Origin of the sequence: Psychrobacter sp. TB20-MNA-CIBAN-0197 (genome assembly GCF_040309765.1) — a bacterium.
Lineage (GTDB): Bacteria > Pseudomonadota > Gammaproteobacteria > Pseudomonadales > Moraxellaceae > Psychrobacter > Psychrobacter submarinus.
The window spans coordinates 1-262 of the sequence record NZ_JBEOPC010000820.1 but is presented as its reverse complement, the minus strand read 5'-3'; the positions used below and the strand labels follow the sequence as shown (position 1 = coordinate 262).

General features: G+C 66.8%; 1 protein-coding gene. It reads left to right on the top strand.

Annotated elements, in window-relative coordinates:
• Nucleotides 1-262: TolC family protein (locus AAEY83_RS16140; RefSeq protein ID WP_351060625.1), on the top strand; the 262-nt coding region annotated here is incomplete at both ends.

The following is a 262-nucleotide window of genomic DNA, read 5'->3' as shown; positions in this document are numbered from 1 at the left end:
CTGCTGCTCGGCACCGGCATTCCGGCCAACCTGCAAACGGCCAAACCGCTGTCCGATGATCTGCTCAGCGACGTGCCGGCCGGTCTGCCTTCGGACCTGCTGCAACGTCGTCCGGACATCCTCCAGGCCGAGTACAACCTGAAGGCGGCCAACGCCAACATCGGCGCGGCGCGTGCAGCGTTCTTCCCGAGCATCAGCCTGACCGCCAACGCGGGCAGCCTGAGCCCGGATCTGTCCGGTCTGTTCAAGGGTGGCTCGGGGA